This is a genomic window from Rhizobium sp. CIAT894 (assembly GCF_000172795.2).
In the GTDB taxonomy this organism is placed as follows: domain Bacteria; phylum Pseudomonadota; class Alphaproteobacteria; order Rhizobiales; family Rhizobiaceae; genus Rhizobium.
Genome location: NZ_CP020951.1, coordinates 72,880 through 95,812, shown reverse-complemented (window position 1 = coordinate 95,812; position 22,933 = coordinate 72,880). Strand labels below are relative to the sequence as shown.

At 62.3% G+C, this 22,933-nt stretch carries 20 protein-coding genes; 7 read left to right on the top strand and 13 right to left on the bottom strand.

The features are described from left to right. The first annotated feature begins 453 nt into the window (after window positions 1-453). Window positions 454-1,284, top strand: a complete 831-nt coding sequence (locus tag RHEC894_RS26720) for an MBL fold metallo-hydrolase (protein WP_085739763.1) — start codon at window positions 454-456, stop codon at window positions 1,282-1,284. A 111-nt stretch (window positions 1,285-1,395) separates the two neighbouring features. Then, entirely contained in the window at window positions 1,396-1,770 is a 375-nt protein-coding gene (locus RHEC894_RS26715) for a GFA family protein (protein WP_085739762.1), read from the top strand. A gap of 33 nt (window positions 1,771-1,803) precedes the next feature. Here the strand turns inward: RHEC894_RS26715 and RHEC894_RS26710 are convergent, their stop codons facing one another. Both RHEC894_RS26710 and RHEC894_RS26705 read right to left on the bottom strand, forming a co-directional pair. Beyond that, window positions 1,804-2,556, bottom strand: coding sequence for a polysaccharide deacetylase family protein (locus RHEC894_RS26710; protein WP_085739761.1), 753 nt, complete (start codon window positions 2,554-2,556; stop codon window positions 1,804-1,806). Beyond that, complete coding sequence (locus RHEC894_RS26705; protein WP_085739760.1) at window positions 2,556-3,647, bottom strand: glycosyltransferase family 4 protein; 1,092 nt, start codon at window positions 3,645-3,647, stop codon at window positions 2,556-2,558. Before RHEC894_RS26705 ends, RHEC894_RS26710 begins: the two co-directional genes overlap by 1 nt. Window positions 3,648-3,827: 180 nt before the next feature. Here RHEC894_RS26705 and RHEC894_RS26700 point away from each other — a divergent pair, with 180 nt between their 5' ends. Both RHEC894_RS26700 and RHEC894_RS26695 read left to right on the top strand, forming a co-directional pair. Further along, window positions 3,828-5,546 (top strand): adenylate/guanylate cyclase domain-containing protein, encoded by a 1,719-nt coding sequence (locus RHEC894_RS26700; protein WP_010069481.1) that lies wholly within the window; start codon window positions 3,828-3,830, stop codon window positions 5,544-5,546. Next, window positions 5,546-6,424: an FkbM family methyltransferase gene (locus RHEC894_RS26695; RefSeq protein WP_085739759.1), complete on the top strand. Its 879-nt coding sequence runs from the start codon at window positions 5,546-5,548 to the stop codon at window positions 6,422-6,424. The genes RHEC894_RS26700 and RHEC894_RS26695 overlap by 1 nt, the downstream gene beginning before the upstream one ends. A 77-nt stretch (window positions 6,425-6,501) precedes the next feature. Here the strand turns inward: RHEC894_RS26695 and RHEC894_RS26690 are convergent, their stop codons facing one another. Continuing rightward, window positions 6,502-7,413, bottom strand: a complete 912-nt coding sequence (locus RHEC894_RS26690) for an ankyrin repeat domain-containing protein (RefSeq protein WP_085739758.1) — start codon at window positions 7,411-7,413, stop codon at window positions 6,502-6,504. Window positions 7,414-7,697: 284 nt separating this feature from the next. Here RHEC894_RS26690 and RHEC894_RS26685 point away from each other — a divergent pair, with 284 nt between their 5' ends. Further along, window positions 7,698-9,611 carry an adenylate/guanylate cyclase domain-containing protein gene (locus RHEC894_RS26685; protein ID WP_085739757.1) on the top strand — a complete coding sequence of 638 codons (1,914 nt, stop codon included), beginning with the start codon at window positions 7,698-7,700 and terminating at the stop codon, window positions 9,609-9,611. Between the two features lie 101 nt (window positions 9,612-9,712). On the opposite strand, the gene RHEC894_RS26680 is transcribed toward RHEC894_RS26685, so the two are convergent. From RHEC894_RS26680 to RHEC894_RS26645, 8 genes are all read right to left on the bottom strand, one after another. After that, complete coding sequence (locus RHEC894_RS26680; protein ID WP_085739756.1) at window positions 9,713-10,612, bottom strand: RDD family protein; 900 nt, start codon at window positions 10,610-10,612, stop codon at window positions 9,713-9,715. Beyond that, the gene (locus RHEC894_RS26675; protein ID WP_085739755.1) at window positions 10,609-11,685 is read right to left on the bottom strand and encodes a stage II sporulation protein M; all 1,077 of its coding nucleotides are present in this window, start codon (window positions 11,683-11,685) and stop codon (window positions 10,609-10,611) included. The genes RHEC894_RS26680 and RHEC894_RS26675 overlap by 4 nt, the downstream gene beginning before the upstream one ends. After that, a complete protein-coding gene (locus RHEC894_RS26670) occupies window positions 11,685-13,004 on the bottom strand; it encodes a DUF58 domain-containing protein (RefSeq protein ID WP_085739754.1) in 1,320 nt (439 codons plus the stop codon). The genes RHEC894_RS26675 and RHEC894_RS26670 overlap by 1 nt, the downstream gene beginning before the upstream one ends. Next, window positions 13,005-13,961, bottom strand: a complete 957-nt coding sequence (locus RHEC894_RS26665) for a MoxR family ATPase (RefSeq protein ID WP_085739753.1) — start codon at window positions 13,959-13,961, stop codon at window positions 13,005-13,007. Next, on the bottom strand, window positions 13,948-15,237 hold the full coding sequence (locus tag RHEC894_RS26660) for a hypothetical protein (RefSeq protein WP_085739752.1): 1,290 nt from the start codon (window positions 15,235-15,237) through the stop codon (window positions 13,948-13,950). The genes RHEC894_RS26665 and RHEC894_RS26660 overlap by 14 nt, the downstream gene beginning before the upstream one ends. After that, complete coding sequence (locus RHEC894_RS26655; RefSeq protein WP_085739751.1) at window positions 15,230-15,985, bottom strand: hypothetical protein; 756 nt, start codon at window positions 15,983-15,985, stop codon at window positions 15,230-15,232. The genes RHEC894_RS26660 and RHEC894_RS26655 overlap by 8 nt, the downstream gene beginning before the upstream one ends. Before the next feature lie 3 nt (window positions 15,986-15,988). Then, window positions 15,989-16,432 (bottom strand): DUF805 domain-containing protein, encoded by a 444-nt coding sequence (locus tag RHEC894_RS26650; protein WP_085739750.1) that lies wholly within the window; start codon window positions 16,430-16,432, stop codon window positions 15,989-15,991. Window positions 16,433-16,628: 196 nt separating this feature from the next. Further along, complete coding sequence (locus RHEC894_RS26645) at window positions 16,629-17,060, bottom strand: DUF805 domain-containing protein (RefSeq protein WP_085740124.1); 432 nt, start codon at window positions 17,058-17,060, stop codon at window positions 16,629-16,631. Between the two features lie 514 nt (window positions 17,061-17,574). Here RHEC894_RS26645 and RHEC894_RS26640 point away from each other — a divergent pair. Further along, on the top strand, window positions 17,575-19,365 hold the full coding sequence (locus tag RHEC894_RS26640) for an ABC transporter ATP-binding protein (RefSeq protein ID WP_085739749.1): 1,791 nt from the start codon (window positions 17,575-17,577) through the stop codon (window positions 19,363-19,365). Window positions 19,366-19,398: 33 nt separating this feature from the next. Here RHEC894_RS26640 and RHEC894_RS26635 read toward each other — a convergent pair whose 3' ends face one another. After that, complete coding sequence (locus RHEC894_RS26635; protein ID WP_085739748.1) at window positions 19,399-19,878, bottom strand: class I SAM-dependent methyltransferase; 480 nt, start codon at window positions 19,876-19,878, stop codon at window positions 19,399-19,401. A 123-nt stretch (window positions 19,879-20,001) separates the two neighbouring features. Here RHEC894_RS26635 and RHEC894_RS26630 point away from each other — a divergent pair, with 123 nt between their 5' ends. Then, on the top strand, window positions 20,002-21,177 hold the full coding sequence (locus RHEC894_RS26630; protein WP_085739747.1) for a DUF3095 domain-containing protein: 1,176 nt from the start codon (window positions 20,002-20,004) through the stop codon (window positions 21,175-21,177). Here the strand turns inward: RHEC894_RS26630 and RHEC894_RS26625 are convergent. Beyond that, window positions 21,167-22,504, bottom strand: a complete 1,338-nt coding sequence (locus RHEC894_RS26625; RefSeq protein WP_085739746.1) for a nucleotide sugar dehydrogenase — start codon at window positions 22,502-22,504, stop codon at window positions 21,167-21,169. The genes RHEC894_RS26630 and RHEC894_RS26625 overlap by 11 nt on opposite strands. Window positions 22,505-22,933: the final 429 nt, after the last annotated feature.

The window sequence follows — 22,933 nt, the reverse complement described above, 5'->3', positions numbered from 1 at the left end:
CGACGACGATCAAGAAAACATTCGCGCGGAAGCGAAGACAATTTTCTCAGAGGATGCTGTTTTCTGCCGACATGGAATGCGGATGAGAAATCGGCTCACGCCGCACCGGCGCATGCAGCGACGTTCAGGCTGCCGCAGAGACTTTTAGCGCGAATGGCTCGACACTGCATTCGGGCCTGGAGCGGCGGCAATTGTTTTTTCAATCGCGCGCAACCATCTAATAGGCGTGTGTTACGGGAAAATTGTCCCGCCCCAGCAGCCCGTTTACCGAAAACCAACCATACTGGGTTGCTTTCCGACGCGAAAGCCGATTGCTTAGGAAAATCTACTCCTTCTTCCGCTAGCGGTGAGGAGAATGAAAGGGGGCACAGGCAAACCCGTGGAATTCTGCTGCTTCGCATCGGGATGAACTATGATTACGATGGCGATGCGGGAAGGCCGGTTTGAAGAAAGATGACGACAGAACTGTTTCAGGTAAAATTTTGGGGCGTCCGCGGCAGTATTCCCGTATCCGGCCCCGAGTTCGACCGCTACGGCGGTAACACGTCCTGCATCGAAATTCGCTGCGGAAAACATCGGATGATCTTCGACGCCGGCTCCGGCCTGCGCGAGGCGGGGCTGTCGTTGCTTGCCGACGGCGTCAGCGATGTCGACCTGTTCTTCAGCCACTGCCACTACGACCACATCATTGGCCTGCCCTTCTTCAAGGCGATCTATTATCCCTCGATCAACGTCAACATCTGGTCGGGCCATCTCGACGGCAAGATGAGCACGCGGGAAATGGTCGAGCAGTTCATCAGCCCGCCCTGGTTTCCCGTCAAAACCGATATCTGCCAGGCGACGATGAATTTCAGCGACTTCCACCCCGGCCAGGTGCTGACGCCCCACAAGGGCGTCACGATCAAGACCTTCATGCTGAACCATCCGGGCGGCGCCATCGGCTATCGCATCGAGTGGCAGGGCCGTTCGGTCGCGCTGATCTACGACATCGAGCATATTCCCGGCAGCCACGACCCGGTCTCGCTGGAGATGATGCAGGACGCCGATCTCGTCGTTTACGACTGCACTTACAATGAAGACGAGATGCAGCGTTTCAAGGGCTTCGGCCATTCGACCTGGGAGCATGGCACCGAGCTGGCAAGGATGGCGGGCGCCAAGCGCTTCGCCCTGTTCCATCACGCCCCCTCGCGCACCGACGAACAGCTGGCGGAGATGGAAGCCCAGGCGCAGGCCGCCTTCCCCGAATCCTTCGCCGCCCGCGACAACCAGACCGTTGTGATCTAAAGCGCGTCGCGATCTTTCGTAGTGTCGCACAGTTTTGCGCGACATGCTCTGCGGAACGGATGCCGAACCAGACCGTTTCCCCCGCGCGAGATCAATGAAACGGGGACAGCCATGACCGTGTTTTCCGGACAATGCCTTTGCGGCCAGGTGCGGCTTTCCGTTCGGGGCGAACCTTTGCGCGTCGGGATCTGTCATTGCACCGACTGCAGGAAGGACAGCGGTTCGGCCTTTACCTTCTATGGGATCTGGCCCGCCGGCCAATTCGAGCACACGGGGGAAACCGGCGCGTTCCAAGGCCGGCATTTCTGCACCCGCTGCGGCTCGCGGCTGTTTTCCGCCGACGCCGAAGAGGCGGAGATCAAGCTCGGCATTCTCTCCGAAGCCCCGACGCCGCTCGTGCCGCGCTACGAACTCTGGATCAAGCGCCGCGAGCCCTGGCTGCGGCCGGTCGAGGGCGCCGAGCAGTTTGAGGAAGACCGACGATGAGTGGGGACATCGGCGACCTTCCGATGGCAAGCCTCACGGCTTGAGAAGTGCCGATGCCGCCGACCAGTGGACGGCAGGATGCCGGCCGGTCACAGCAAACAAGGCCGACAGGAAGTCCCAGGCGGCCGCGTCATGCACCAGATGGTGGGTGAGCACGCCGATCGGCTCGTCATTGCCGGCAAAGCGGTCGCGCAATTCCGCCACCAGCTCGGCCACCAGTTCCGCCTCGCCGCGCCCGCCGCGCGTGCCGTGCCAGTCGATGATGTCGATATGGGTGTTGAGCAGTGGCATCGGACGATCCTGCCTTGCCCGCCCATAGACCGACAGCGCTGCAAAACCAAGCCCCGGCAATGCCGGGACAAGAGCCGCGGCGATGCGGTTCCACGGCGGCACCAGCAGCGGCTGGAAGCGGGCCGGATGCAGCCGCTCCAGCAGCCGCAACCCTTCGCGCAACTCGCCGAGCACGACGTCTGCCGGCCGCTCGCCGCCGAGTTCCTGCTTCTTGCCCTCCGGCCCGGCATGGTTCGTGTGCGACCAGCCATGCACGGCGACAGTGACGCCTGCCTCCGCCGCCAGTCGCGCCGCCAGAGCCTGGCCGGTCAGGCCGGGAATGACGGCAAGCGTCAGCGGAACCTCGCTTTCACCCGCCAGCGCCAGCAGCGTTTCAAGCGCCGGCGTCGGCTCGACGGCATCGTCGTCCCGCAGCCAGAGCCGCGCCACCCGGCCGGCGGCCTGCCAGCGGTCGAGTTCGCGGCGCAGCGGCTCCCAGTCCATCCGATCGGTCATCACCTCACTCCTGTTCCCGCATGGTCCCGCAAAATTCCGTCCAGTCGTTCCGCCGCCATCGCCAGCGAGCGCTCATCGAGCACGAAGCGCCGCGCCGCCTGCCCCATGAGCTCTCGCCGCTCTCCATCATCAAGCAGGGCAGCCACGGCACCGGCATAGGCGGCCACATCGCCATCCCGGGTCAGCAGGCCGGTCACCTCGGCCTCGACCACGGCAGGCACGCCCGCCGTTTCCTGCGCCACGACGGGCAGGCCGGCGGCCTGGGCTTCCAGATAGGCAAGACCGTAAGCCTCGCCGCAGCCGGGCCAGACATAGACGCCGCCGCGCCCGAGCAGGCCGGCGATCTCCGCCCCATCCCGCTCGCCCAGCCACTCGATGCGGTCTGCGGGAAGGTCGGCAAACAGCGCCTGCACCTCCTGGCGCATGGGGCCGTCACCGATGACGGCAAGCGTCCAGGGCCGGTCTTCGATCAGCCGCAATGCCTTTGCCAGCATCGCATAACTCTTCATCTTGTCGCCGGCCCGCATCATCGCCACCGTCATCAGCCGGTGCGGATCCGGCGCCGGCGATACCGCCTCGAACAGTGCCGTGTCGATGAAGGGTGGCAGGCGGCCAAGCCGGGCCTGCGGAAAGGCGGTGGAAAGCCCTGCCCGGTCACGCTCGGTGAAGCTGATATTGACCGCCGCCTGCAGGATCGCTTCTGCGACGCGCTGCTGCTGGGCGGCCCAGCCGGTGCTGTCGCGTTTGGCCGCATAGGAGGCTTCCGCCGTCACATAGGGAATGGCCAATTCAGCCGATATCGCCGGCCCGAAAGGATCGGGCGATTTGTAATAGGGGTGGTAGCAGAACCAGAGTTCGGGGCGCGGCCCGGAGGCCCATTTTTCCCGCAGCCGCTGCAATTCGATACGGATGGCCGGTTCGAGCGCCGCTGCCGCCTCCGGGCTCGCGGCATAGGCGCGGAATTCGGACACGATCTCGACCTCGTGGCCGGCACGCTCCAGCGCCCGGATCAACAGCCGCGCCATCAGCCGGTCACCCGACGGCACCGGATGATTCGGCGATTTCATCGGCGCGTAGAAAGCCACCCGCATCCATAACCCTCATCTAGAGACACACTGTTTCCACCCGGCATGCCCGCCGGCGCAACTCCGCTATTGTCCATTTCCCGAAAACTTGCGCATAAGCATATGGAATGTGATCGCGATCGAAACAATTCCGCCTTTTTGCCAATCTCTATGGGCGCGCGATTGCATCGACAAGAACGGGAATGAATGACGACGGCCTCAGTCACAGGGATTTTTTCGGAGCGCTCGATCAGAAGGGCAAGACTTGGTTCCGGCCTCGTCATTTTCGTCTTCGTCCTGCTGCATTTGTCGAACCATGCGATCGGCCTGATTTCGGTCTCCGCCGCCGATAAGGCCGCCCGCCTTTTCCTGGCGATCTGGCGCAATCCGGTCGGGACGGCCATCTTCTATTCGTCGATTCTGACCCACATCGCGCTGGTGCTGCGCGCCATCTATATGCGCCGCAGCCTGGTCATGCCGAAGGGCGAAATGGCGCAGATCGTGCTCGGCTTGCTGATCCCGCTGCTTCTCATGGATCATGTCATCGGCACGCGCATTGCCCACGAGCTCTACGGTTATATCGACGACTACGAGACGGTCGTGACTATGCTGTGGATCAGGAACCCGACAAACGGCCTGCGCCAGGGGCTCGGTGTCATCGCCGTCTGGATCCACGGCTGCATCGGCATTCATTTCTGGCTGCGCTACCGCCCCTGGTACCCGAGCTTCGCGCCATTGTTGCTGGCGCTGGCGATCCTCGTGCCGGTCCTGTCGCTGCTCGGCTTCGTCGAAATGGGCCGCACGCTCGCCGACCCCTCCTACCAGCAGGCCATCGCCAACAGCCCTTACAAGGCGACCGTCAACAGCTATTTCGCCTCGAACCCCGGGATTCACCGTGAAGTCTCTGAGATCCGAGCCGTGCTTTACGGCGCTTTCTCGCTCTCCCTGCTCGTCGTCGTCATCGCCCGCGCCCGGCGCAAGCTGAAGGAGCGCCTCGACCAGGTGGCCGTGCATTATCCGGGCGGCGAAGTGATCCGTGTGCCGCGTGGCTTCTCGGTGCTGGAAGCAAGCCGGCTCGGCGGCCTGCCGCATTATTCCGTCTGCGGCGGCAAGGGCCAGTGCTCCACCTGCCGCGTGCAGATCCTCGGCGATTACGAAGCCCTGCCGGCCCCCGACAAGATGGAACAGACGACGCTGCGGCGCATCAATGCCGGGCCGGATGTCCGGCTTGCCTGCCAGCTTCGCCCCGACCGCGACCTCGCGGTCGCGCCGCTGCTTGTGCCGGCGCTCGAAGGCGCCCTTCCCGCCAACAGCCAGGAAACCAGCCCCGGCCGCGAGCGCGAGATCGCCGTGCTCTTCGTCGATATCCGCCATTTCACCACGCTGACGGAAACCCGCCTGCCCTTCGATGTCGTCTTCCTGCTGAACCGCTATTTCGCCATCATCGGCAAGGCGGTGGAGCAGGCGGGCGGACGGCTCGACAAGTTCATCGGCGACGGCGCCATGGCTCTCTTCGGCCTCAACACCGCGCCGGAGCAAGCCTGCCGCCAGGCGCTCACGGCGGCTGCGGCAATCGTTGCCGAGATCGAGAAACTCGCCGCCGAACTCGCCGAGGAACTGGCGCTGCCGCTGCGCATCGCGATCGGCATTCACACCGGCCCCGCCGTCGTCGGCACGATGGGCTACGGGCGGGTGCGCAGCATGACGGCGATCGGCGATACCGTCAACGTCGCGAGCCGGCTGGAAAGTGCCGCCAAGGAGTTCGAGGCGGCAATCGTCATCTCCGAACCGGTGGCAACCCTCTCCGGCGCCGATCTTTCCGGCATCGAAAGCCGCGACATCAGCGTGCGCGGCCGCGCCCTGCCCTTGAAAGTCTATGTCATTCCGCCAGAGAAAGCGGCAAAACCGCTCGAAGGAAAAGACTGATGCCCGGCAAACCCTGGCTCACCGCCCGCTATTGGAGCCGCCGCCTGCGCAAGGCGCGCAATCGAGCCGTCTCGCGCTTCTTCGACACCCGCTTCGGCCGCCGCCTGCTGATCGAGAATATCGGCCCGCGCGTTACCTCGATGACGGTCGACGCGGGCGACCATCTGATGACCTTCTCACCCGGCGACTATATCGGCCGCAAGGTCTTCCGGAAGGGCCATTTCGAGCGTCAGGCCGTCGACCGGCTGATCGTCATCCTGCGCGAGCGTGGCCTGCTGCGAAAGGATGCCACGCTGCTGGAGATCGGCGGCAATATCGGCACCCAGACCGTCTACTTCGCGCTGAGCAACACCTATGCCCATATCGTCAGCATCGAGCCCGATCCGCGCAATTTCCCGCTGCTTGAACTCAACATCCGCCAGAACCGGCTGGAGGAAAAGGTCCACCTTATCAATTGCGCTGCCGGCGAGTTCGCCGGCGAGATCGACTTTTTCCTCAACCTCAACAATCACGGCAAGAGCAGCGCCATCCGCCAGAGCCCGACCGACAGGAAGATCAGCGTGCCGGTGAAGCCGGTATCCGAGATCCTCGCCGGCCTTGCGATCGACCCCGCCTCGATCGGCTTGGTGTGGATGGATATCGAAGGCTACGAGCCGGTCGCCTGCCGCTCGATGCAGCCGCTGCTTGCCCGCCGCGTGCCGCTGCATATGGAATTCACGCCGCTGTTCTACGGCGCCGAGGGCACGAAGGCCTTCATATCGATGCTGTCGGGATTTTACGAGGATTGCCTCGTGCTGTTCGAGGACCGCGAAGTGGAGATGAAGGTGAGGGATCTGCCGGGCGAGTTCGACCAGTATAATGTGTTGTTTTTGCCGTAGGCTTACATCGCAGCTGATGGTTGCCGCCGTGCCGCACGGCACGCCCTCTCAAGTCTCGAGCCTCGCGCGCCGGCTCCTCAAGGCAGCGGAGCCGGTGTGTCGGCAAGCGTTCTGAGATAGGCGATCACATCAAGCCGATCGGCTTCATCCGGCGCGGCGCGGATTTCCATGTCTACGCCAGGTGTCGTCAGCGTCGGACCGGCAAGAAAGATATTGAGATCCTCGTAGGTCCAGGACCCCTCCCATGCCGACAGCGTTTTGGAGTAGCCGCCAAACTTGGTCGAGGCCTTGTCGCGTCCGACGACGTTCCACAAGTTCGGCCCCCGGGTGGGTCCACCCTGGGCACGGGTGGCATGACAGGAGGAGCAGTTGGGGGCAAAGAAGGCCGCGCCTTTGGCCGGGTCGCCCTGTGCCAGCTTCGCGGCAATCGGCTCGGGTTTCAGAATGGTGACGCCATGCGCCAGCAGGTAGGCGGCGATCTCGGCCTGATCATTATGCTTGGCAAGGTGATAGGGCGTGATAATGGCCGGCAGACGGGCGGGGTCACCCCGGGTCCAGACGGCGTTGACGTCTGCGCCGGCTTCGACGAGCACCTTGACGCAGTCGAGACAGCCGTTCGCGACCGCGAAATGCAGCATGCGCTCGCCCCTCGATGCGGCGTTCGGATCGGCGCCGTGCGCCAGCAGCAGCCGCATGAGGTCGGCGGAGTTCTGCAGAACGGCGCCGGTGAGCGGCAGGCCGAGCGCCGATGGGTTGTTTACGCCCGCTCCGCGCTCGATCAGCAATTCGACGGCTTCGGGATGGCCGCTGCGAACCGCCAGGAAGAGCGGCGTGACCCCCTTCTCCTGCTCTTCGATGTCGGCGCCGGCATCGAGGGCCGCCGCGATGGCCGTCAGGTCGCCGCTCTTGACCGCCTCGTGAAGTGGACCGCATTGGGCGGCTGTGAGAGCACCCAAATAGATGAGCGCGCTTCCGATCAGTTCACGCATCCGGCTCTCCCTCCGCCAACACGGTGACCGACAATTATATACCCGAGCGCCCCTGCCGGCCAGCTTGGCGTGCGCCCGGACCTCCCCGCGTCTGCCGTCAATATTCGCCAGAACCAGTTGGAGGAGAAGGTCCCGGCTTGTTGCGCCGCCGCCAAAGACCGGATCTTGTGCAAGCCCGGAAAAAGCGGTTAGCTGCCGTCATTGGGGACGCTCTTCATGCACGGTTAGACGAGCCTTGGGGCGACAGCTGCGCTGAGAGGTGTCCGCATTTCGAGGGAAATCTCGTGCGCTGGTCCAAACCGCTTAGAGTGCATCTCGGCGTCCTGGTCGTCGCATCGCTGCTTTGCACGTCGATGCCGATCATCTGGATGGCATTCAGGCAGGGAAGCGATGCTGCGGTGAATGCCGGCGTGCAGCAGATGCGCGGGATGAGCCTGCGGCTGATCGAGGGATACCGCAGCACGCTGGAGGGAGGCACCGAGGCGATCGCGCTGGCATCGACCCTGCCGCAGCTCGCCTCCCCGCCGCCTCGGGATATCGCGGCAAAACAGGAACTCTTTCTGGAAGTCCTGAGAAACGTCCCCGAAGCGACGAGCATCTATACCGGATATCCCGACGGCTCGTACCTGCAGGTCATCAATGCCGCAAGGAGGGATGTTCGCCAGACACTCGCGGCGCCTGACGATGCGGCCTTCGCGATCAGAACGATCGCGGAGCGGCAAAGCGCGGACGTCCTGTCGACGTTCCGCTTTCTCGACAGCACGGCAAGACCGATCGGCGAGCGGCACGTCGAAGATGCGTCTTTCGATCCTCGGCAACGCCCCTGGTATCAATCCGCCGTTCAGGACGGGGTTCCGGTCTCCGTCGGACCCTATGTGACCGGAACGCTCAAGGTTCCGACGCTGACGATCGCGGCGCCGATGAAGGGCGACGGCCGGGTGGTCGTCGGCATCAACATTCACCTGCAGACCATCAGCCGCCTGCTGGATGCGCAGGGGATTTCGCCGCATGCCCGCGCGTACATCATCGATGGCGGCGGTCAGCTCGTTGCCCATTCCGACCCCGATATCATGAGCAGGATCATCGCAATATGGTCGAGAACATCAGGCGCCTTCGCCATGACGACAAACGGTTTCGACACCAGTCTTGAAACGGTCATCAGGCTGCGGCGGGATCCCGCTTTTGCAAACGGCGGCGTGGCGCGGCTCGATCTCGATGGGGAAAGTTATCTCGTGCAGATCGCTCCCGTCAGCATATCCGGTCTGTTCAAGGGAAGCACCGCCGCAATCGTCGTGCCGCTGGAAGACCTTGTGGCTGAGGCCAACCGGCTGCTCGTGCGCAATCTCCTGATTGCCGGCGCCTTCGTGCTTGCCGGTGTCGCTGCATCGGTGGTTCTCTCACGCATGGTCAGCCGCTCTCTCTATCGGCTCGCCGACGAGGCGCGCAGGATCGGCGATCTCGATGTCGGCGAGAAAGCCCTGTCGCATTCGTGGATCAGCGAGATCAACACGTTGGCGAGCGCGCTCTCGGCAAGCCGCCACGCCATCGGCCAGTTCGCCCTCTATGTCCCGCGTGAAGTCGTGCGGCGGATCGTCAGCCCGGAAGGGCGAGCGGTCGTCAAGGCGAAGCGGCAGGATGTGAGCGTGTTGTTCACCGATATCAGAGACTTCACGACCATATCCGAGCTCAACTCGCCCGAAGATGTGGTCGATACGCTGTCGGCCTATTTCGAACTGCTGAACACCATCGCCGAGAGCCATGGCGGGACAGTCGTCCAATATCTCGGCGACTCCATTTTCGTCATGTGGAACGCCCCGGTCCCGGATGTAAGGCATGCCGAAAACGGCTGTCGATGCGCACTTGCCATGAAAGCGGCAGTCGACGGCCTGAACGCGGAAAACGGCAAGAACGGCCGTCCTGCGCTGGTCACGCGATTTGGATTGCACACCGGCCCCGCGGTCGTCGGCAGCTTCGGCGCGATTTCGCGGCAGCAATACACGGCCATGGGCGATACGATCAACGTCGCCTCACGGCTGGAAGGATTGAACAAGGAATACCACACCTCGATCCTGGTCAGTGCCGCCATCCATGACGCCGTTGGCGATCGCTTCGAATTTCGGCCGCTGGGTCTGGTGCAGGTGAAGGGGCGGGCCGAGAAGGTTGATCTGTGGGAGCTTGTTCGGGAGAGCGGTTGTTAGATCAAGCCTTTTGCCATGCGTCAGACACGCTATGTCCGATATAGCCCGATCAGCAAAGCTGACATTCGATAATCGAGATTCACCCGCGCACTCGCCCCGCCTCAAATCAACTTCTTCGCCTCTGTTTTCGTATGCTCGTGATACTTATTCTCGCGTAGCGTCCCAAACAGCTTCAGGCTCTCCAGATGCTCGCGCTGGGCGCGGTAGAACTCGTTGAGGAAAACCAGCTCCTGGCTGGGCTTCACGGCGTCCGAATAGCGGATTCGCCGTGTGATGGTGCGCACGATCTGTTCGATCTCCTTGTAGTTGGACGTCTTCGTCGAGTCGCGAAGCACGTCCTCCAGCGTCTGCAGCTCATATTTGCCGTAGACATCGAGATGTTCCGGCAGAAATTCGAATTCCGCTTGCGACGATGCGGCGGCAAACGCAGGCAGTGCGAGGTCGGAGAGCAGCACGGAACGCGGATTGTCGACCACCAGGGTGCCGGCGATGATGTCGCCGAGCCGTTGCCGGCGCCGATTGGCCAAGGGAACGATCACGACCACCAGAAGCCAGGCGCACGTCAAACCGTTTTCCCACGCCGATTGATATTCTATCGACGCCAGAAGGGTGATGGGAGCGAAGATCTCCACCTCTTTCATCAGGTTGCGCGCGGTCACCTGGTGTGGTGTCAGCCGCCGTCCGTTGACGTTGATGACGCGGATGCCGGTTATCTTTTTTCCGAGCGTGCGGCCGTTCCAGATGAGCTCCGAGAGAATGTAATAGGGGGTCCGCACCAGAAAACCCAGCAGGATGACCAGCATCGTCTCGGCACTCGGAGGCAGGAGCCCTGTGAAGCCGATAACGAACGCACAGACGAAGATGAACAGAGTAGTGAAGAGAATGTCGAGGAATTGCGCGCCGAAGCGGGTTCCGAGCGCGCCGATCGCGAAACTGATCGGAACGCCCTCCGGCGGGATGAACTGTTCGACGCGTTTGCCGTCCGTGACTGGCTGGTTCATCGCGCGGGCCCACGCGAAACGTTGCTGTCGCGGCCGCCGAGCAGCAGCCAGCATATCCAAAAGAGACCCATTCCCCAGCCGATGGCGAGGCGCCAGACCGGATCCTGGATCAGCTGACGCAAAAATCCCTCGATCAAGGCTGCCACAACAAGCATCACTGCCGCGAGGATCGCGAGCTTGACGGCATCATGCCCCTGATGGCGCAACGCTTCCTTTCGCGTTCGCGCGCCCGGCAGAAGAACGGCAAGTCCGAGCCTCGCGCCGCCCGCACAGGCAATGGCGATGGCCGCAAGCTCGGTCACGCCGTGGATCGAGAGCCAGGCGAACACGTCGTAACCCAGCCCCCTCCGCGCAAACATCGCAAAGAACGCGCCGAGGATAAGGCCATTGTAAAAGGTCAGAACGAAGCTCGGCAGCGATACGAAAACACCGAGTGTGAAGATCAGGACGACGATGCTGGTGTTGTGGGAAAACAGAAAGGTAGAAAATGCGGCCAGCCGGTCGCTGTCATGCCGTTCGTCGCCATAGATCGTCGAGCGGAGATAATCGACCGATGCATCGGGCGTGCGCTGATCGGCCATCTCCGGAGGCACGAAGGTATAGAACCAGCTTGGGTCGTTTTGGTAGAGCCTGTATCCGGCGACGGCCCCCAGAATGAGTGCGAGAAAGCCGATGAACAGCGGCAGGGCCGATCGGCGCACCGCCTGCGGAATGCCATGCAGCAGCAAACGGGTCGCAAGGCCGCCCAGGCTTTCCTGCGGCGCGTAGACGACCAGATAGGCCCGGGCGCAGAGGCTTTCCAGATAGGCGATCAGGGCACGATCGAGCGAGATGTCGCGCGCGACACTCAGCGAATTCATCGCCTGCCTGTAGCCGGCGGCAAGATTGCGGACTTCATCATAACCGAGCGCGGCTACGCCGCCTTTTTCGGCGCGCGTCACCAACTCGTCCAGTTGACGCCAATGCGCCTCGCGCTCCACCCGGAAGCGCGCCGAGCGAAGCATATCGGTCTGGCCGGCGCCGGCATCCGCCGTCGGGGGCCTGTCTATCCTGCCATCGATACCGATATCCATCATATCATCTCACGGGATTTGATTTCGATGTAGCGCGCAATCAGGTCCGAGGTCAGCGCCTCCGGGGTGCTGTCGAGGCAAAGCACGCCGAGGCGCCCGAGCTTTTCCATGACGGCCCGCCTCTCCTGCAGGATCTGGCGCGCTGCGACGGAGCGGGCGACGGCGTCCATGCTGATCTCCTCGGGTTCGACAAGCTTCTGCAGCATGGGATCGCGCAAGGCGACATAGACGATGAAATGATGCCGGGCGAGCACCTGTATATTCTCGATCATCAGTTCCGCCGTGATGCTGTCGACGAAATCGGAGAATATCACGATCAGCGAACGCCGCTTCAGGCGTCCCGACAGATGGGTCAGCCCCAGCGTATGATTGCTTTCCTGGGTTTCATAGCGCAGCCCGGCGCAAACCGTCTGCAATCTGGGAAAGGCCGATCGCCCCGGCAGGGCCGGCACGAACAGGCGCGGACGGCTGTCGAAGCTGTAGAAGCCGACGAGATCGCCGGCGAGCCCCGCCCCCCAGCACATGGCAAGCGCCGCATTGATGGCGCGGTCGAGCTTGGTGAAGCCGCCAAGCTGCTCGGCCATCAGCCGCCCGGAATCGACGCACAGGATGATCTGGTGGTTTCGTTCGGCCCGCATCTCGCGCACGACGAGACTGCGCATGCGCGCCGACCGCTTCCAATCGATGCTGCGCGGATCCATGCCGTTGGCAAATTCGCGCAGCTGATGGAATTCCGATCCCTCGCCACGCAGGCGCAGATCTTTCTGGCCGGCTTCCAGCGGCAGGATCTGGGTCCTGATCGCCCCAGACAGCACCGGCGATATGTCGGGCAGAACGGCGATCTCCTGTCCGACCGGCATGCGTGCGATGATGTCGAGCAGCTTGAGCCGCGATGGCCATTTCAGCCACAGGTCATGGACCGCGTATTGCCCGCGCCGCGTCAGGCGAAGATCGAGAACGGCCTTGGCCTGTTTTTCGCCGGCGTCTTCAGGTGCGCCCGGCAATCGGCTTTCGCCGACGACAAGCTCGGGAGCGAGATCGAGGCGGATCTCGATATTCCCGGGCAACGCGCCCTTTTGCGGGCTTATGCCGATCGTCAACGCCGCGGTGTGGCCGACAAAGCCCTGCCGCGGCAGGTCGAATTCGATCGCCATCCGGCTCGACACGGTCGATATCACCAGATCGGCAGCCGTCAATGCGGCAAGCGCCGCCCATAGACCGAGCAGGGGATAATTCATGTCGCGCCACCAGACGCTGACGAAGACCGTCACCGCAGCCAAAATCAGAACAAGCGCGATCAGATACCGGGATGGCCGCATTTAACGGGGCGCATCCACGCGGTTTATGATGTTCCGCAACACCTCGTCCGGCGTGCGGCCATCGATTTCCGCCGAGGGCGACAGAATGATGCGATGGCGCAATGCCGGCACCAGCAACGCCTGAACATCGTCCGGCAAGCCGTAATCCCGGCCCTCGAAGGCTGCGCGCACGCGCACGGCCGAGGCAAGAGCATCTGCCGCGCGCGTCGATGCGCCGTAGAGAATATCGGCATCGGAGCGGGTGGCGCGCACGAGATCGACGATATAGGTCAGGATCGTCTCGTCCAGGCGGATCGCATCGATCAGCGCACGTCCCTCGGCGAGCGCGGTGCTGGTGACGAGCGGACGGATGCCGGCATTGCGCAGATCCGATTTCAGCGCCTGGCTGGCGTGCCTGGACAGGATGGCGATCTCGGTGTCGCGGTTGGGAAAATCGACGACAAGCTTGAACAGGAAGCGATCGAGCTGTGCTTCCGGCAAGGGATAGGTGCCCTGTTGCTCGATCGGGTTCTGCGTCGCCAGCACGAAGAAATCCGAGCCCAGGGAGTAATCGGCCCCGTCAAGCGTGACCATCCGCTCGTTCATCGCCTGCAGCAGAGCCGATTGCGTCTTCGGCGGGGCGCGATTGATCTCATCGGCGAGCAGGATGTCGGTAAAGACCGGGCCCTTGGTCAGGTGGAACTGATTTGTCTGGAAGTTGAAAAGATTGACCCCCAGCACATCGCCGGGCATCAGGTCGGGCGTGAACTGGATGCGACGATAGTCCAGCGCCATGGCGGCGGAGACCGAGCGGGCAAGCAGGGTTTTGGCCGTGCCGGGAGGACCTTCGACGAGGCAGTGCCCGCCGGCAAAGATCGAAATCAGGACGAGATCGACAATGGCGTCCTGCCCCTGCACTACCTTGCCGATTTCGCCACGAACCGCAGCGATGAGATTGCGAAATTCACCTAGATCCAAGCTCAAAGCTCCCTAACATTTTCCTGAATGTCTCAAGATTGCGATGCAGATCCGAGCGCGTCATGACATGTCCGCGTTCGATCAGCGCCTCGGCTGCGGCGTGCAATGCCTGCGCGCCTGCCTTATCCTGGCGCGCCAGGCGCTGAAACAGGCGCGCTATGCCGGCCTGATTTCCGGCGCCCGATCCGAACAGCAACTGCGCTTTATCGGCAAGCACATGCAGCACGAACTGGCCGGCCATCCGCCCGTCATTGCCCGACAGGCGCAAGAGCCGCGCCGTGGCGTCGATCGCTGCGGTCTTCGACAGTTCGATGTTGCCGGACGTATCGCTCAACGGCGGCCCGAAGCGATAGGCGCCGCGCCAGAAGCAGATCGCTGCGACAACGAGAAGCGTTCCCCAGATGACCGACAAGGGATAGGCGAAAAACCGCTTCAGATCGGTGGCCGAACGCTCATAGGACTTACCCTCGTCCACCGGTTTTTCGCGGTCTAGAGGTTCGCCTGCCGTATCCAGATAGATCGGCCGCGTCTCGTCGGCGCCGCGAAGCAGCGTGACGAGCGACACGGCGAAGGAGGCGTTATCGGCCAGGGCCATTCCGTGATTATTCAACAGGTCGGGATCCGACAGAAGATAGACGTCAGGGTGATCATCGCAAGCCACGATCAGCGCGCCAGACGGCATGCCGGCGAGTTCTTTGCAGCCGCCCGGCAGGCTCGACCGGACGAAGGTTTGTGCCTGATACAAGGCGATCCTGGTTGACTGGGCCGGTGCCAAGCCTGACTGTGCGTCCTCAAAACCTGGCCCGTGCCGACCGAGGCGCAAATCAGAGAGCTCGATCTTGCCGAGTTCGCCGTGGAGGTCGCTGAGATCAACGAGGTCCGATTGCCTGGCAATACCATCCTTCGACACGCTGCCACGCCATTTCGGCATGATGATCAGCGTCGGCAGCTCGTAGGAATCTGCCTCATAGATCCAATCCTCAAGACCACTGGCCTCAAGACCACCGGCATTCGATTCCCCGCCTGCCCGCGGTGCGGCAGCCTCGCTTTGGGATATGGGCAAGGGAAGAATGCGCAATGAGACATCGGACCGCGATCGGGCGACATGGGCATCGGATCGGACAACGGCTATGCCCTTGGCTTGCAGCCACACTTCCAATCCCTTGTTGCCGAGGGGTGAGCGGTCGTACTCGCTGCCCCGCGGCAGCACAAAAAATACCAGCGCTGCCAGCCCAAGTAAGAGAACCAGGATGAAAGCGGGGGCCGCGTTACGCATTGGCCAACCTGCCCATCGACAGCAGGCCACGCGCCGTCGCGAGAAGGGTGTTGAAATGATTTTCCGCAACGGCGCGGCCGCCGTAATGCACGAGTTCCACCGCAGTGAGGAAATTTGCAAGACGCTCGCGGTCGGGTATGTTTTTCGGCAGGCGGGCGAAAACGGCGCGTTCCGTGTCCGAGCGGAAAAGACGGGTTCCCGTCATATCAGCCGCATGCAGCAGACAATGCCTGAGCAGCAGGACAACGGCCTGCCGTCGATCCGCCATGGCGGCAATACGCTGCAGGAAGTCGTTCGGCGCTTCCTCGGCCGCACCCTGTGAGGTGCGCCAGCTTTCCGGCGCCTCGCCCTGCCGCTTCATTTCGCGGGGAGCCGATGCGAGCAAGACACCACCGTTTCCGAAGCGTATCCACAAGCCGATCACCGCGATGAGACCGACAAGCACCACGGCAACCGCCAGCGGGCCGCTGACGGCGGTCTCGCGCGGGACGATCAGCGGCTGGCGTTGTGGCGACGATGTCGCCGTATTCGACGTCGGCCCGGCTTTTGCCGAGACGTCGCCATAGACGAGCGTACAGCGCAATCCGTTCTGCGAGCACTGCGCGGCATATTCGGCTGCGGCGGCGCTCTTCTGATGATCGCCGCCCTCAACCTGCTGATTGTCGCCGTCCTGCGCCTGTGCGGGCGGAAACTGGGCCGAGGTGGCGAGCAACAGAGCCACCAGCAGGCCGACTTTGCGGATGATCATGCTCTAGGCGAAGACCTCAGCTCTTATCTCCGGACGCAGCGGATCCGCCCCGAACTTGTTTGGGCCTTCAGTACCCGGAAGCACATCGATAATGAAAATCGCAAGACCCGTACCGAAACCGACATAGGGAATAAAGCCCAGAATGACCAGCGCGAGATACCACCAACCGGAAATGTTCCGATCATGGAAGCGGCGAACCTGCAGAGCTGTTAGCGGCAAAAGTATCGCGAGGATGAACAATCCGCAAATAACTACAGCGTAGCTAGCAGGTGACACAGCTCCGCCGCCACTGGTAGCGAAGGCGAGCACACCGCCCAGAAACCCAAGTACGACCATCGCCAGAAAATAAAACAGCATGAACCACCAATATTCCGACCGGGAAGCCCTGCCGGAAAAGGTTGCGTATTTCTTCTTCAGCACAGTCCGAACAGCTTCAGTAAACCCCATTTGAAAATGCCCCCATTTCTGCTTGCAATCGCCGTGACCAGCAGATTCACCATCGGCTTGCCACAGTAGTAATATCAGATGAAAAACAGCTACAATTCAAACGCAGAAATTGCAATAAGTCGGTTGTTTCAAACACGCGCCGCCTGATGCGAAATTGCGCCCAGCGGAACAGAGCCACAGCAGCCGACCAGATGCCCTAGGCAAAGACTTCTGCTCTTAGTTCCGGTCGCAGCGGATCCGGCCCGAACTTGTTTGAGTCCGTGGTGCCCGGAAGCATCGAAATAACAACAATCACTAAGACTGCGACGAGGCCCAAATAGGGAATAAACTTGCAGATAACCAGCGCGAGATACCACCAGCCGGAAATGTTGCGATCATGGGAGCGACGAACTTGCAGGGACATCAGCGGCAAAAGAATTGTGAGTACGAACAATCCACCAATGACCACGAAAGCTTCAGCCGGTGTCGCGGCTCCGCTCATAATGATCGCACCTGCCAGGGTTCCAATTGCGAGCAGCACCAGCAAACAGAACAGCATGAACCACCAATATTCCGAGCGGGTGGCCCTGCCGGAAAAGGTCGCATATTTTTGCGTCAAGACTGTTCGAACAGCCTCAGAAAAACTCATTTCAATGCCCATTGCTGCTTGCTATGAGCGCGATGGCCCAAAGACATATCGACGTCTTGCTTGATAGTCGTTTCGGATAAAGCAGCTACAATTCAAACGTATAAATTGCAATAAGCGGGTCACCTGACTGCCGATCCAGCGTCAGGCCGCTAGCGATGCAGTTGTGGGCAAGCCATTGGCCCGCAACCGCAAAAGGTGTGTCGTTTCCGCATCACTTTCCATCAGGTTGCAAATATCCGCTTGGCAACAGCGAATTGGTTCGGTAGAAAACGCTCACCGCTCAATCGAACAAGGGAGGCGTTGAATGACATCAGCAATCATCGAAACCTTCCCATGTGGCATGTCCCGACGCTAGGTCATTGCCATTCGCGGCCCGCCTCGGGTGCGCCACATGCGGTCTTCTCTTCCTTCATAGCCCGATTGATCTGACGGGATCGTTTTATCTCCCGCTTGGGCTGTGCGCCTTTTAACTCTCGCTTTGAGGACCGGCGTCGACATGGGCCGGGCTGGTTAAATGACTCGCAAGAAGCTCGATTTCCGCGCCGATGCCTATCGCAACGTGCTCGGCTTTGTTTTTCATCATTGGCGCCATCGGCTTGGCCTGGTGGGCATTATCGTCGTGCTGGTGATATCAAGCACGCTCGCCGAAGTCATGGTGCCGGTGTTCTCGGGCCGGATCGTCGATGCCATTGCCGGCGGCAATGTGGCGGATGGGGCGCTCCGTGCCTTCGTCGTCGTCGTGGCTCTGGGCATGACCAGCGTGGCGCTGCGCTGGTTCATCTTCAACGGCATCATCCGGCTGACGCTGCGCATCATGGCGGATGTCGTCAATAACGGCTTCCACAAGGTACAGCGGTTCTCGACCGACTGGCATGCCAACAGTTTTGCCGGTTCGACGGTGCGCAAGATCACTCGCGGCATGTGGGCGCTCGATTCGCTCAACGACCTGTTGCTGGTCGCCCTCTTGCCGTCGATCGTCATGCTCGTCGGCGCCAGTCTCGTGCTCGGCAGCTACTGGCCGGTCATGGGCCTGATCGTGGCCCTGGGATCGTTGATCTATATCGGCGTGACCGTGGCGCTTTCCATGGGCTTCGTATCGCCGGCGGCAAGGCTTGCCAATGCCTGGGACACCAAGCTGGGTGGGGCGCTGGCGGATGCGATCAGCTGCAATGCGGTGGTCAAAGCCTTCGGCGCCGAAAACCGCGAAGAGGCACGCTTGCGGCATGTGCTCGCCAAATGGGACAGCCGCACGCGGCGGACATGGAAGCGCGGCACATCGAGCGGCACGATCCAGGGCTTCATGATGGTGTCCATGCAGGCCGGCATTCTGGGCACGGGCCTGGTCATGTGGCGGCAGGGGCTGGCAACGCCTGGCGACATCACCTTCGTGCTGGCGATGTTCTTCGTTCTGCAGGGCTATCTCCGCAATGTCGGCCAGGACATCCGCAATCTGCAGCGGGCCGTCAACGACATGGAAGAATTGGTGCTGCTCGACAAGATGCCGCTCGGCATCGAGGACAGGCCGAACGCCACGCCTATTGCGATTGGCGAGGGCGAGATCGTCTTCGATCGCGTCACCTTCCAATATGGCGCGCATCCCACGCCGCTTTACGAGGACTTTTCGGTCACCATCAAGCCGGGCGAGCGCGTGGGACTGGTGGGGCATTCGGGCTCGGGCAAGACGACTTTCGTCAAGCTCATCCAGCGTCTCCACGACGTGACGTCGGGCACAATCCGCATCGACGGGCAGGATATCTCAGGCGTCAGGCAGTCGAGCCTGCGCGGCCAGATTGCCATCGTGCAGCAGGAGCCCATCCTGTTCCATCGCACGCTGGCCGAGAACATCGCCTATGGCAGGCCGAACGCGTCGCGCCGCGAGATCGAGCAGGCGGCCAAACAGGCAAGCGCCCACGACTTCATCATGGGCCTTCCCAAGGGCTATGAGACCATGGTGGGAGAGCGCGGCGTCAAACTGTCGGGCGGCGAGCGGCAGCGTGTCGCCATTGCCCGTGCGTTCCTCGCCGATGCGCCGGTGCTGATCCTCGACGAGGCGACGTCGAGCCTCGACAGCGAAAGCGAAGTCCAGATCCAGCAGGCGATGGAACGCCTGATGAACGGCCGCACCACGCTTGTCATCGCCCACCGGCTCTCGACGGTGCGGGCGCTGGACCGGCTGCTGGTCTTCGACAAGGGCAACATCGTCGAGGAAGGCGACCACCAGGCGCTGATCCGGCTGAACAACGGCATTTATCGCCGGCTGTTCGAGCGGCAGGCGCTGGAACTGACCAAAGGTCTGGTGGCGTGAACCGGAATACGCCAGGGCTGATGCTCTGGCGTATTACCTCTTGCGATAGAGGAAATAACGGCCTTCCTTGATGCCCTCGGGCAGCGGCAGCGCCGCCAGGGTGGGATGGTCCAGCGGCAGGCCGCTGACGGCGATGCCGTTTGGGGCGAGCACGCCGGCCATCAGCTGCGGCAGCCAGGTCAGCGTCACCGCGTCGATCTCGTCATGGCCAGTGCCGATATCGGCATGGGCAAGGGCGGCGCCGATGCCGAGGAAGGCCTGGCCGGATTCGCGGATATTGCCGGTGACCATGTCCTGCGGCTCCGGTGTCGAGGCCGAATAGGAGCGGACCTCCCAGTCGAAGGCGACGATGCGGCGGCCAGGAAAGCACTCCCGCAGGTGATCATAGGTGCGGCCGTTGCCGAGGCCGAACTCCAGCACCGGACCCTCGATTTCGCCCACCAGACCGATGATCGCGTTCAGAATATCGCGTTGAGCCGTCAACCGGCGAATGAAGCTGTCGAGGCGGCTCATCTATTCCGTATCCGTCATGAAAATCATGGATGCGTGCTAACACATGAAACCTTGCCAAGTCGATTGCCGTAAATGGGAATTGGCGTTGCAGTGGCAATATGGGTCTGTGCTAAGGTCGAGGACATGGAAACCGTAACCGACGAAGATTTCTTTGCCGCCGTGCCGCTCTTCAGCGCCTTCGAGGGCGTGACCGATGCCGCCAATTATCGGCCGCTGCCCGAGGGATGGGTTCTGGCGGTCGCCGACATCGTCGGCTCGACGCAGGCGATCGCCGGCGGCCGTTACAAGGACGTCAACATGGCGGGCGCCAGCGTCATATCGGCAGTGCTGAATGCCGTCGGCAAGGGCGATTATCCCTTCGTCTTCGGCGGCGACGGCGCGCTGATTGCGCTTCCGGGCTCGCTGGAACAGGCGGCGCGCGATGCTCTCGCCGCCGTGCAGGTCTGGGTGGAGGAGGATCTCAGCCTGATGCTGCGCATCGCCATCGTTCCGGTCGCCGACACCCGTGCGGAGGGCTTGGACGTCCGTGTCGCGCGATATTCCGCCAGCCCGCACGTCACCTATGCGATGTTCTGGGGCGGCGGCACCAGTTGGGCCGAACGACAAATGAAGCTCGGCCGTTATGGCGTCGAGCGCGCCGCCGCCGGAACCCGCCCGGATCTGACCGGCCTCTCCTGCCGCTGGAGCCCGATCGAAGCCGAGAACGGCGAAATCGTCTCGATCATCGCCGTGCCCGGCGAAGGCCGACCGGGCGAAGAGTTCCGCGCCCTCGTCAACGGCATTGTCGCCATCACCGCCGAGCAGAACCGCGGCAGCCATCCGGTGCCGGCCGACGGGCCGAAATTCGCCTTCTCGCTGAAGGGCATCAATCGCGAGGCCAAGGCCACCGCGCCGGCCGGAAGGCGGCTGCGGCAGAAGCTCATCATCTTCCTGCAGCTTGCCATCACCGTGGCATGCTACAAGCTCGGCATCCCGCTCGGCCGCTTCGATGCGCGCCGCTACAAGAGCGACGTCGCCGGCAATTCCGATTTCCGCAAATTCGACGACGGGCTGAAGATGACCGTCGACGTCGATGCCGAGCACCTGAAACGGATCGAGACGCTGCTGGAAGCGGCGCAGGCCAGGGGCATTGCCCGCTACGGCCTGCATCGGCAGGCCTCGGCGCTGATGACCTGCTTCGTGCCGACGCCGATTTCGCGCGACCACATGCATTTCATCGATGGCGCATCAGGCGGTTATGCGGTGGCCGCCAGCCGGATGACCGGCAAGGCGCTTTCGGCTGTTTCCGTCACGCCTTGATAACGTGGTCGGCCGAAAGGCCAAGCCGGTTGAAGACGTTGCGCGTGTCGATGATCAGCGCAGCGCTTTTTGCAAGCGTCGCATAGTCGACGCTGTCATGGTCTGTCGCGACCAGCACCGCATCGTAGCCGGCAATAGCTTCCGGCGTCAGCGCCACCGATCTGCGGCCCTTCAGCGCCTGGTATTCGCGCGTCGGCGGGATCTCGGCAACGAAGGGGTCGTGATAGTCTGCCCGGCCGCCGCGCTCCTCGATGATCTCGATCAGCCGCAGCGACGGGCTTTCTCTGATATCGGCGACGTTCTTCTTGTAGGCAAGCCCGAGCACCAGCACCCGGCTGCGGCTCAGCGCCTTGCCGGCGTGGATGTCGAGCGCTTCGGCGAGCTTGCCGACGACATAACGCGGCATCGCCGAATTGATCTCGCCGGCCAGTTCGATGAAGCGGGTCGGCAGCTCGTACTCGCGCGATTTCCAGGTGAGGTAGAAGGGATCGATCGGGATGCAATGACCGCCGAGGCCGGGGCCGGGATAGAAGGGCATGTAACCGAAGGGCTTGGTCTTGGCCGCGTCGATCACTTCCCAGATATCGATGCCCATCGCCGCATAGACGGTCTTCAGCTCGTTGACGAGGGCGATATTGACCGAGCGGAAGATGTTTTCCGTAAGCTTCACCGCCTCGGCCGTCGCGTTCGAGGAGACTGGAACGACGGTGGAGACCGCGGCACCATAAAAGGCCTTCATCAGCGCCAGCGCTTCAACGCCGTCGCCGGCGACGACCTTCGGGATGGTGGCGGTATGATAATGCTGGTTGCCGGGATCCTCGCGCTCTGGGGAGAAACCGACGAAGAAGTCCGCGCCGGATTTCAGCCCGGTGCCTTCGAGGATGACCTTGACGATATCGTCGGTGGTGCCGGGATAGGTGGTCGATTCCAGCACGACGAGCTGGCCGGCGCGCAAATGCGCGGCGATCGAGCGCGACGTCGCCTCGACGAAGGAAAGGTCGGGATCGCGATGCTTGGTCAGCGGCGTCGGCACGCAGATGATGATGACGTCGCAGGCGGCAAGACCGGCGAAATCGGTCGTTGCCTGGAAGCGCCCCGCCTCGATCTCGGCGGCAAGCGCCTCGTTGCTGACGGCGTCGATATAGGAGCGGCGCGCATCGAGCGCCACCATCTTGGAAGGGTCGATGTCGAAGCCGGTCACCGCAAAACCGCTGCGCGCCACCGCGATCGCCAGCGGCAGGCCGACATAGCCGAGCCCGATGACGCCGGCACGCGCCGCGCGGGTTTCGATCTTCTGCAAAAGCGTGTCGAAGGTGGAGGTGGCCAAGGCGGGATCTCTCAAACGGGAAAATCAGGAAGCTGATCTAATGCATGATCGCGGTGAATTAAACCCGATGTCAGATCTTCCTCTTCTCCTCGGCGGCAATACCATCGGTTTGCGACCAAGACCCCTCCCCAGGTGTGGCCGAAATGCCCCGGCACAATCCTTTGTTGCAACTTGAGCGCACAAAAAAATCCCGATCCCATTGTTTCGCATTTGCAGCATCCCTATTTTGACTTTTGACAGTGAACCGCCATGAAAGGACTGCCCGTCCGATCTCCGACCGGGGAGCAGAGGGGTGCCGCTGCCGGGCTCTCGGCAGATCGTTGACAAATAATACCGCTCGTACATCCTGACTTCCTTTTGACCTGCGCATGAAAATGTGCCGGCCGGGGGATTTTTGGCTCTTGGGGATGGACGTGCCTGATGAGGATC

Bases quoted from the DNA above. Each gene is read 5' to 3' on its own strand.
- RHEC894_RS26640 (WP_085739749.1), top strand. From the start codon at position 17,575: ATGACTCGCAAGAAGCTCGATTTCCGCGCCGATGCCTATCGCAACGTG.
- RHEC894_RS26705 (WP_085739760.1), bottom strand. From the start codon at position 3,647: ATGCGGGTGGCTTTCTACGCGCCGATGAAATCGCCGAATCATCCGGTG.
- RHEC894_RS26635 (WP_085739748.1), bottom strand. From the start codon at position 19,878: ATGAGCCGCCTCGACAGCTTCATTCGCCGGTTGACGGCTCAACGCGAT.
- RHEC894_RS26710 (WP_085739761.1), bottom strand. From the start codon at position 2,556: ATGACCGATCGGATGGACTGGGAGCCGCTGCGCCGCGAACTCGACCGC.
- RHEC894_RS26650 (WP_085739750.1), bottom strand. From the start codon at position 16,432: ATGGGGTTTACTGAAGCTGTTCGGACTGTGCTGAAGAAGAAATACGCA.
- RHEC894_RS26695 (WP_085739759.1), top strand. From the start codon at position 5,546: ATGCCCGGCAAACCCTGGCTCACCGCCCGCTATTGGAGCCGCCGCCTG.
- RHEC894_RS26675 (WP_085739755.1), bottom strand. From the start codon at position 11,685: ATGGATATCGGTATCGATGGCAGGATAGACAGGCCCCCGACGGCGGAT.
- RHEC894_RS26660 (WP_085739752.1), bottom strand. From the start codon at position 15,237: ATGCGTAACGCGGCCCCCGCTTTCATCCTGGTTCTCTTACTTGGGCTG.
- RHEC894_RS26630 (WP_085739747.1), top strand. From the start codon at position 20,002: ATGGAAACCGTAACCGACGAAGATTTCTTTGCCGCCGTGCCGCTCTTC.
- RHEC894_RS26655 (WP_085739751.1), bottom strand. From the start codon at position 15,985: ATGATCATCCGCAAAGTCGGCCTGCTGGTGGCTCTGTTGCTCGCCACC.
- RHEC894_RS26690 (WP_085739758.1), bottom strand. From the start codon at position 7,413: ATGCGTGAACTGATCGGAAGCGCGCTCATCTATTTGGGTGCTCTCACA.
- RHEC894_RS26680 (WP_085739756.1), bottom strand. From the start codon at position 10,612: ATGAACCAGCCAGTCACGGACGGCAAACGCGTCGAACAGTTCATCCCG.
- RHEC894_RS26645 (WP_085740124.1), bottom strand. From the start codon at position 17,060: ATGAGTTTTTCTGAGGCTGTTCGAACAGTCTTGACGCAAAAATATGCG.
- RHEC894_RS26715 (WP_085739762.1), top strand. From the start codon at position 1,396: ATGACCGTGTTTTCCGGACAATGCCTTTGCGGCCAGGTGCGGCTTTCC.
- RHEC894_RS26720 (WP_085739763.1), top strand. From the start codon at position 454: ATGACGACAGAACTGTTTCAGGTAAAATTTTGGGGCGTCCGCGGCAGT.
- RHEC894_RS26670 (WP_085739754.1), bottom strand. From the start codon at position 13,004: ATGCGGCCATCCCGGTATCTGATCGCGCTTGTTCTGATTTTGGCTGCG.
- RHEC894_RS26700 (WP_010069481.1), top strand. From the start codon at position 3,828: ATGACGACGGCCTCAGTCACAGGGATTTTTTCGGAGCGCTCGATCAGA.